The organism is Streptomyces sp. NPDC059564, from assembly GCF_042735575.1.
Classification (GTDB): domain Bacteria; phylum Actinomycetota; class Actinomycetes; order Streptomycetales; family Streptomycetaceae; genus Streptomyces.
Genome location: NZ_JBHWBP010000339.1, coordinates 1 through 8,351 on the forward strand (window position 1 = coordinate 1; position 8,351 = coordinate 8,351).

General features: G+C 70.8%; 5 protein-coding genes and 1 pseudogene. 3 read left to right on the forward strand and 3 right to left on the reverse strand.

Annotation, left to right across the window (positions count from 1 at the left end; genetic code table 11):
- The 3 genes from ACFV0Q_RS34215 to ACFV0Q_RS34225 all read right to left on the reverse strand — a co-directional run.
- On the reverse strand, positions 1-658 hold a 658-nt coding region (locus ACFV0Q_RS34215; protein WP_385010813.1), incomplete at its 3' end, for a biotin/lipoyl-containing protein.
- A gap of 53 nt (positions 659-711) precedes the next feature.
- Positions 712-2,100, reverse strand: a complete 1,389-nt coding sequence (lpdA, locus tag ACFV0Q_RS34220; protein WP_385010815.1) for a dihydrolipoyl dehydrogenase — start codon at positions 2,098-2,100, stop codon at positions 712-714.
- 314 nt (positions 2,101-2,414) lie between these two features.
- A complete protein-coding gene (locus ACFV0Q_RS34225) occupies positions 2,415-3,944 on the reverse strand; it encodes a leucyl aminopeptidase (protein ID WP_385010816.1) in 1,530 nt (509 codons plus the stop codon).
- Between the two features lie 356 nt (positions 3,945-4,300).
- Between ACFV0Q_RS34225 and ACFV0Q_RS34230 the strand changes: the two genes are divergently transcribed.
- The 3 genes and pseudogenes from ACFV0Q_RS34230 to ACFV0Q_RS34240 form a co-directional block, all read left to right on the forward strand.
- Complete coding sequence (locus ACFV0Q_RS34230; RefSeq protein ID WP_385010818.1) at positions 4,301-6,340, forward strand: hypothetical protein; 2,040 nt, start codon at positions 4,301-4,303, stop codon at positions 6,338-6,340.
- Positions 6,341-6,447: 107 nt separating this feature from the next.
- Complete coding sequence (gene pelF / locus ACFV0Q_RS34235) at positions 6,448-7,962, forward strand: GT4 family glycosyltransferase PelF (RefSeq protein WP_385010820.1); 1,515 nt, start codon at positions 6,448-6,450, stop codon at positions 7,960-7,962.
- Positions 7,959-8,351, forward strand: a pseudogene (locus tag ACFV0Q_RS34240) (hypothetical protein); the annotation flags it as partial. The gene pelF and the pseudogene ACFV0Q_RS34240, both read left to right, overlap by 4 nt.

The following is an 8,351-nucleotide window of genomic DNA, read 5'->3' on the forward strand; positions in this document are numbered from 1 at the left end:
CCGGGGCGACGGGAGCCGGAGCGGCGACGGCCGGGGCAGCGGCCGGAGCCGCACCCGCGACGCCGATGACGGCCAGACGGGCGCCGACCTCGGCGGTCTCGTCCTCGCCGACCAGGATCTCCAGCAGGGTGCCGGCGACCGGGGCGGGGATCTCGGTGTCGACCTTGTCCGTGGAGACCTCGAGCAGCGGCTCGTCGGCCTCGACGGACTCGCCGACCTGCTTCAGCCAGCGGGTGACGGTGCCCTCGGTGACGGACTCGCCCAGGGCGGGCAGCACGACATCGGTGCCGGACGCGGCAGGGGCGGCGGCGGGGGCCTCGGCGACCGGAGCCGGGGCCGCGGGGGCCTCGGCGACCGGGGCCGGAGCGGCCGGGGTCTCGGCGACCACGGTGACGGCCTCGGCCGGAGCCGGGGCGCCGGAGCCGTCGTCGATGACGGCCAGCTCGGCGCCGACCTCTACGGTCTCGTCCTCGGCGACCTTGATGGAGGCCAGGATGCCGGAGACGGGCGAGGGGATCTCGGTGTCGACCTTGTCGGTCGAGACCTCGAGCAGCGGCTCGTCGGCCTCGACGCGCTCGCCCTCGGCCTTCAGCCAGCGGGTGACAGTGCCCTCGGTGACGCTCTCACCGAGCGCCGGAAGGGTTACGGAAACCGACATGGTTTCTGTTGCTCCTAACGAAAGTGCGGAAGTGGTCGTCGCGCCCGTGACGATTAGTCGTGTGCGTGAAGCGGCTTGCCGGCCAGGGCCAGGTGGGCCTCGCCGAGGGCCTCGTTCTGGGTCGGGTGCGCGTGGATGAGCTGCGCGACCTCGGCAGGCAGGGCCTCCCAGTTGTAGATCAGCTGGGCTTCGCCGACCTGCTCGCCCATGCGGTCACCGACCATGTGGACGCCGACCACGGCACCGTCCTTGACCTGGACGAGCTTGATCTCGCCCGCGGTCTTGAGGATCTTGCTCTTGCCGTTGCCCGCAAGGTTGTACTTCAGGGCCACGACCTTGTCCGCACCGTACAGCTCCTTGGCCTTCGCCTCGGTGATGCCGACGGAGGCGACCTCGGGGTGGCAGTACGTGACGCGCGGGACGCCGTCGTAGTCGATCGGGACGGCCTTCAGGCCGGCCAGACGCTCCGCCACCAGGATGCCCTCGGCGAAGCCGACGTGCGCGAGCTGCAGGGTCGGGACGAGGTCACCGACGGCCGAGATGGTCGGCACGTTGGTGCGCATGTACTCGTCGACCAGGACGTAGCCGCGGTCCATCGCGACGCCCTGCTCCTCGTAGCCCAGGCCCTGCGAGACCGGGCCGCGGCCGATGGCGACCAGCAGCACCTCGGCCTCGAAGGTCTTGCCGTCCGCGAGCGTGACGCGGACACCGGTCTCGGTGTACTCGGCCTTCTCGAAGAAGGTGCCGAGGTTGAACTTGATGCCGCGCTTGCGGAAGGCGCGCTCGAGGATCTTCGAGCTGTTCTCGTCCTCGACCGGGACGAGGTGCTTGAGGCCCTCGATCACCGTGACGTCGGTTCCGAAGGACTTCCACGCCGAGGCGAACTCGACGCCGATGACGCCGCCGCCCAGGATGATCGCGGACTCGGGCACGCGGTCCAGGACCAGCGCGTGGTCCGAGGAGATGATGCGGTTGCCGTCGATGTCCAGGCCCGGCAGCGACTTCGGCACGGAGCCGGTCGCCAGCAGGACGTGGCGGCCCTGGATGCGCCGGCCGTCCACGTCGACGGAAGTCGGGGAGGAGAGGCGGCCCTCACCCTCGATGTACGTGACCTTGCGGGAGGCGACCAGCCCCTGCAGGCCCTTGTAGAGGCCGGAGATGACCTCGTCCTTGTACTTGTGCACACCGGCGATGTCGATGCCCTCGAAAGAGGTCTTGACACCGAACTGTCCGGCTTCGCGGGCCTGGTCTGCGACCTCGCCGGCGTGGAGCAGAGCCTTCGTGGGGATGCAGCCGTTGTGCAGGCAGGTGCCGCCGAGCTTGTTCTTCTCGATCAGCGCAACGTCGAGACCCAGCTGGGATGCGCGCAGCGCCGCGGCGTAACCGCCACTGCCACCGCCGAGGATCACTAGGTCGAAAACGGTGCTGGCGTCGTTCGCCACGTCACGTCCTCCATGCATGTGCGCCGGGCACCGGTCCTCTGTGACCGGGCGGCGGCTGGTAATCGGCCGCTTGTTTCTTCGGCCCTGTGGTGGGGGCCCTGTCCTGCCGAGAACCCATCTTCGCATTTGTCGGGGGAACGCGGGACGCCGGGCCCCGGGTGTGGACCGTCGTTCCGCCCGAAGTCGGGGTTACCGCGGCGTAGAAACCTACTGATCCTCGAGGTTTCATCCAGAGCGAACGCGCCCCGGGCCCATGATCGGGATCCCGGGGCGCGTCGCGTCTCACAGCGTGCGTCTCACAAGGTGGTACGCGGTCAGCCCAGGTCGCCCGTGGCGGTGCGCTCGGCGAGCCGCACCAGGGTGCGCACGGCCGAGCCGGTGCCGCCCTTGGGGGTGTAGCCGTACGGGGCGCCCTCGTGGAAGGCGGGGCCCGCGATGTCGAGGTGGGCCCAGGTGATGCCCTCGCCGACGAACTCCTGGAGGAAGAGGCCGGCCACCAGGCCGCCGCCCATCCGGACACCCATGTTGGCGATGTCGGCGGTGGGGGAGTCCATGGTCTTGCGCAGGTCCTCGGGAAGCGGCATCGGCCAGGAGGCCTCGCCGACCTCTTCCGCGATCTCGTGGATCGAGGTGCGGAAGGCGTCGTCGTTGGCCATGATCCCGAAGGTGCGGTCGCCCAGCGCCAGCACCATCGCGCCGGTCAGGGTGGCGACGTCGACGATCGCGTCCGGGTTCTCCTCGGAGGCCTTGGTCAGGGCGTCGCCCAGGACCAGACGGCCCTCGGCATCCGTGTTGAGGACCTCGACGGTCTTGCCGCTGTACATGCGCAGGACGTCACCGGGCTTGGTGGCGGAGCCGGAGGGCATGTTCTCGGCGAGCGCGAGCCAGCCGGTGACGTTGACCTGGAGGCCCAGCTTGGCGGCCGCGACGACGGCGGCGAAGACGGCGGCGGCGCCGGCCATGTCGCACTTCATCGTCTCGTTGTGACCGGCCGGCTTCAGGGAGATGCCGCCGGAGTCGTAGGTGATGCCCTTGCCGACGAAGGCGAGGGTCTTCTCCGCCTTGGCGTGGGTGTAGGAGAGCTTCACCAGGCGCGGCGGGTTCTCGGAGCCCTTGCCGACGCCCATGATGCCGCCGAAGCCACCCTTGACCAGGGCCTTCTCGTCCAGGACCTGGACCTTGATGCCGTTCTCCTTCGCGGTCGCGGAGGCGACGGCGGCGAAGGCCTCGGGGGTGAGGTCGTTCGGCGGGGTGTTGACCAGGTCGCGGGCGATGTTGACCTCGGTCGCGACGACGGTGGCGCGCTCGGCCGCGGCCTTGTGCTCCTTGTCGCGCGGCTTGGCGCCCAGCAGGGCCACCTCGGTCAGGGGCAGCTTGGGCCCGCTGTTCTTGGAGCCCTTCTTCTCGCCGCCCTGGTAGGCGGTGAAGGCGTACGCGCCCAGGAGCGCGCCCTCGGCCACGGCGGTGACGGCGGAGGCGTCATCCAGGGGGAGCGCGAAGCCGGCCTTCTTCGCGCCGTGCAGGGCACGGGCGGCGGCACCGGCGGCGCGGCGCAGCGCCTCCTCGTCGAAGGACTCGTCCTGCTCGGGCGCGGTGCCCAGGCCGACCGCCAGCACGACCGGGACCTTGAGGCCGGCCGGCGCGGGCAGCTTGGTGGTCTCGCCTTCGGCGCCCGAGGCACCGAGCGCGTCGAGCACGGCGGCGAGCTTTCCGTCGAACGCCAGGTCCACGGCCTCGGCGCCGGCGGCCACGAGGAGCCCCTTGGGGCCCTTCGCCACGCCGACCACGAGGGCGTCGGCGCGCAGCGTCGCCGCGCCGGCAGTGCTGAGAGTCAGAGCAGTCACGGTGGTGAAGTCTCGCTTCCGTTTGTGTATGTGGTCGCTGTGGACACGTCGGGATCTCCGGCCGCTCCGCAGCGATCGTATTAGGGCCCGACGGCCGCCGGAAATGAGCCTACGCGCACGTACTCGTCCGTACGTCACTCGAAGGTTTGTCAAGTTGTTCGATCAAAGGGTTATCAGGTTCACCCATCTGTGGACTCTGCTCCAGGTTTGCCTTCTAGACCTGACGAGGTCCGAGAGACTCGAGCCACTCTCGCAAGGGGACGCGGGGTCCTTTTGCATGATTTCCACAGAGCCTCCCCGGCCCGGCCGTCCGCCTAGGGCCGTTCCGAGGGATGGCCTGCGGGGGGAAGGCCGAAATGGTCAACAAGAACCGGATGAACAGGGTCGCCGCCGCGATGGCGGCCGCAGCCCTGGTGTCCGTCGTCGTGCCCGCTGCCACCGCCCAGGCGGCGGCCACCGCCGTGACACCGCGCATCGACCTGAGGGTGCTGGTCGTCGACGACGGCGGCAGCTCGGTCCAGGCGCTCACCGCGGAACTCCGCGACACCGGAGTCCCGTACACCCGCGTCGACCTGGGCAGCGCGAGCCGCCCGGTGATCAACGCGGCGTTCCTCAGCGACACCGTCTCCGGCCGGCCGCGAGCGAAGTTCCAGGGGGTCGTACTGCCGAACGAGAACCCGTTCCCCGCGGGTTCGGCCGAGCTCGCCGCGCTCACCGCGTACGAGACGACGTACGGCATCCGCCAGGTCGACGCCTACACCTGGGCGCACCCCGAGGTCGGCCTGGAGTACACGGACAACGGCGGCTACGGCGGCACCCTGGACGGCGCCCAGGCCGCCGTCACCGCCGCCGGCAAGACGGGCCCGTTCGGCTACCTGGGGGGTCAGGTCGCCTTCGAGGACAACTCGCCCCTGATCATGGAGAGCTACGGGTTCATGGGCAAGCCGCGCGCCGGCTACACCAGTTACCTCGACGCCCCCGTCCCGGGCGGCACCGGACGGGCCTCGCTCGTCGGCGAGTACACCCACGACGGACGCAGCGAACTGGTCGTCACCTTCGGCTACAACCAGTACCAGCAGCAGTTCCGGCTGCTGGCCCGGGGCATCGTCGAATGGCTCACCCAGGGGGTCCACCTCGGTCAGGAGCGCAACTACTTCGCGGTCCACGTCGACGACGTCTTCGCCCCGGACGCCCGCTGGGACAAGTCCCTCAACTGCACGCCCGGCGACTACGCCTGCGCGGGCGGCGAGGGCAAGGAGAGCACCATCCGCATGACCGCCGCCGACGCCCAGTACGCGGCGCAGTGGCAGACGAGCAAGAACTTCAAGCTCGACATGCTCTTCAACGCGGGCGCCGGGGAGGAGTGGAAGACCGAGAACGGCGGCACCGACGCCCTGACCGCACAGCTCGTCGCCGACCGGGCCAAGTACCGGTGGATGAACCACACCTACACCCACCTCTTCCTCGGCTGCACCCAGGACACCGCCACCGTCCCGTGGAGCTGCACGAAGAACGCCGCGGGCGCGGTCAACTACATGAGCCGGGCGGACATCTCCGCCCAGATCCGCGACAACAACAACTGGGCCGCCTCCCACGGCATCACCACCGACCGCTCCGAGATCGTCACCGGCGAGCACTCCGGCCTCAAGACGCTCCCGCAGCAGCCCCAGGACAACCCCAACCTGGCCGGCGCCTTCGCCGACAACGGGATCAAGTGGGCGGGCAGCGACAACTCCCGCGAGCCCGTGCAGCGGGCCGTCGGCGCCGCCCTGACCGTCCCGCGGTACCCGATGAACGTGTACTACAACACGGGCACCAACGCCGAGATGGCCGACGAGTACAACTGGATCTACACCAGCCGCGCCGACGGCGGCAGCGGCATCTGCGAGGACAACCCGGGGACCTCCACCTGTCTGCCGGCCCCGCTCGACGTCAACACCGGCTACCTGGACTACATCGTCCCGGCAGAGACCCGGACCGCCCTGCGCCACGTCCTGGCCAACGACCCGCGTCCGCACTACGTCCACCAGTCCAACCTGGCCGAGGACCGCACCCTGTACCCCGTGCTCAACCAGGTCCTCGACACCTACCGCTCGCTGTACGCCCCGAGCGCGCCGATCGTCAACCAGAGCATGAAGGACACCGGCGTCGAGCTCAGCCGCCGCGCCGCCTGGGACAAGGCCGTCGCCAACAACCAGGTCACCGCCTACCGCATCGGCAAGGACGTCACCGTCAAGGCGCCCTCCGGCGTCGTCGCCCCGGTCACCGCACCCAACGGGACCAAGAAGCAGCTCCTGCTCGGCACCACGGACTTCGGCACCGCCTACGCCGGAACCCGTTCCGCCTGGACGTCTCCCGACCTGCTCCAGTCCGCGGTCACCCTGAAGCTCGCCTGACCGCAGTACGGCCGAACCGCCAGTAAGCCACCACAGGTTCCACCTAGCGCCGGCGCTCCGCGAACCACGGGCGCCGGCCCCTTTTCCGTCCTGGGGGGACACACCGCATGAGCCATGGGCGTCATGTCACCATGCTCACCGAAGGCACCTATCCACACGTTCACGGGGGCGTCAGCACCTGGTGCGACCAGCTGGTCCGCGGCATGCCGGAAGTCGACTTCAACGTCATAGCCCTGACCGGCTCCGGACGCGAGCCGGTCACCTGGGAACTCCCGCGCAACGTCTACCGGCACACCGCCGTCCCGCTCTGGGGCCCGCCGCCGTCCCGGACCCGCCGCTCCGCCCTGCGGGGCAAGGGCCACCGCAGGTTCGGCGCACTGTACGAAACCTTCCTGCTGTCGCTGATCGACCCCGCCCACGGCGGGTTCTCCGAGACCCTCGGCGAGTTCGCCGAGCTGGCCCGGGCCGGACGGCTCGCCCCGGCGCTGCGCTCCGAATCGGTGCTGCGCCTGCTGATGACCGTCTGGACCCGCCCCGGCCTGGTCACCGCCGAGGCCGCACCCACCATCCACGACGCGCTCACCGCCACCGACCTGCTGGAACACGCCCTGCGCCCGCTGTCCGTGCGGATCCCGCCCGACAGCGTCGCCCACGCCGTGAGCAGCGGCCTCGCCACCCTGCCGGCCCTCGCCGCGAAACGCCTCGACAAGGTGCCGTTCCTGCTCACCGAGCACGGCATCTACCTGCGCGAGCGCTACCTCGGCTACCGCACCGCCGCCCAGCGCTGGCCCGTCAAGGCCCTCATGCTGGGCTTCTACCGGGAGCTCAACTCCGAGGGCTACCGGCAGGCCGACCTGATCACCCCCGTCAACCAGTACAACCGCCGCTGGGAGGAGCGCGGAGGCGCCGACTCCGCCCGGATCCGCACCGTCTACAACGGCGTCGATCCGCACGCCTTCCCCGAGGCCGGTCCCGAACCGGAGGTGCCCACCCTCAGCTGGTGCGGCCGCATCGACCCCATCAAGGACCTCGAAACCCTGATCCGCGCCTACGCGTTCATGCGCGAGGAGCTGCCCGCCCTGCGCCTGCGCCTCTTCGGGCCGGTTCCGGCGGGCTGCGAGGAGTACCGGCTGCGCCTGGAGAAGCTCGCCGCCGAACTCGGCGTGGGCGACGGGATCAGCTACGAGGGCCGCATCGAGCGGGTCGCCGAGGCGTACGCGGCGGGCAGCGTCGTGATGCTGTCCTCCATCAGCGAGGGCTTCCCGTTCAGCATCATCGAGGCCATGTCCTGCGGCCGCACCACCGTCTCCACCGACGTCGGCGGCGTGCGCGAGGCCGTCGGGGACACCGGGCTCGTCGTCCCGCCCCGCGAGCCCGAGACCATGGCCCGCGCCACCCTCGCCCTGCTCCGCGACGACGCCCGCCGCGCCGAACTGGGCCGGATGTCCCGCAAGCGGGTCGTCGAGAAGTTCACCCTCCACCAGTCCGTGGACGGCTTCCGGCACATCTACCGGGAACTCGCCGGCCAGCCCGTCCTGCCGGTGCGCGCGGGCGACGACTGGACCCAGCGGCTCGCGGACCCCTGGTACCGCGAACTCGCCGCCGACGGGAGCCTGTGGTGAGCGGATCCCTCTGGCTCAGGCCCCCCGGACCGGAACGCGGCTGGGTGCACGTCGCCCACGCCGCCGCCACCGGCCACACCGCCACCGGCCGTCCGGCCGGTGGCGCCGACACCCTCCCCGCCGTCCCCCGGACCCGTCGCACCGGGCCGGGGGCGGCGCCCGCCGCCGACCCCATGGACGCGCTCGCCGAGCGCCTCGACGTCCTGGTCGCCGGAGCCGTCCACCCCGACGAGATCGCCGCCATCCTCGAATCCGACGGGATGAACGACGAGTACATCCGCCTCACCTACGGCCGCCACGACTCCTTCGCCCTCGCCGAGGAGCTCTTCGCCCGGGTGCCCCGGGCCTTCCCCGAACCCGACCGGGTCCCCGACCCCTGGAAGGTCTCC

Bases quoted from the DNA above. Each gene is read 5' to 3' on its own strand.
- ACFV0Q_RS34230 (WP_385010818.1), top strand. From the start codon at position 4,301: ATGGTCAACAAGAACCGGATGAACAGGGTCGCCGCCGCGATGGCGGCC.
- pelF (WP_385010820.1), top strand. From the start codon at position 6,448: ATGAGCCATGGGCGTCATGTCACCATGCTCACCGAAGGCACCTATCCA.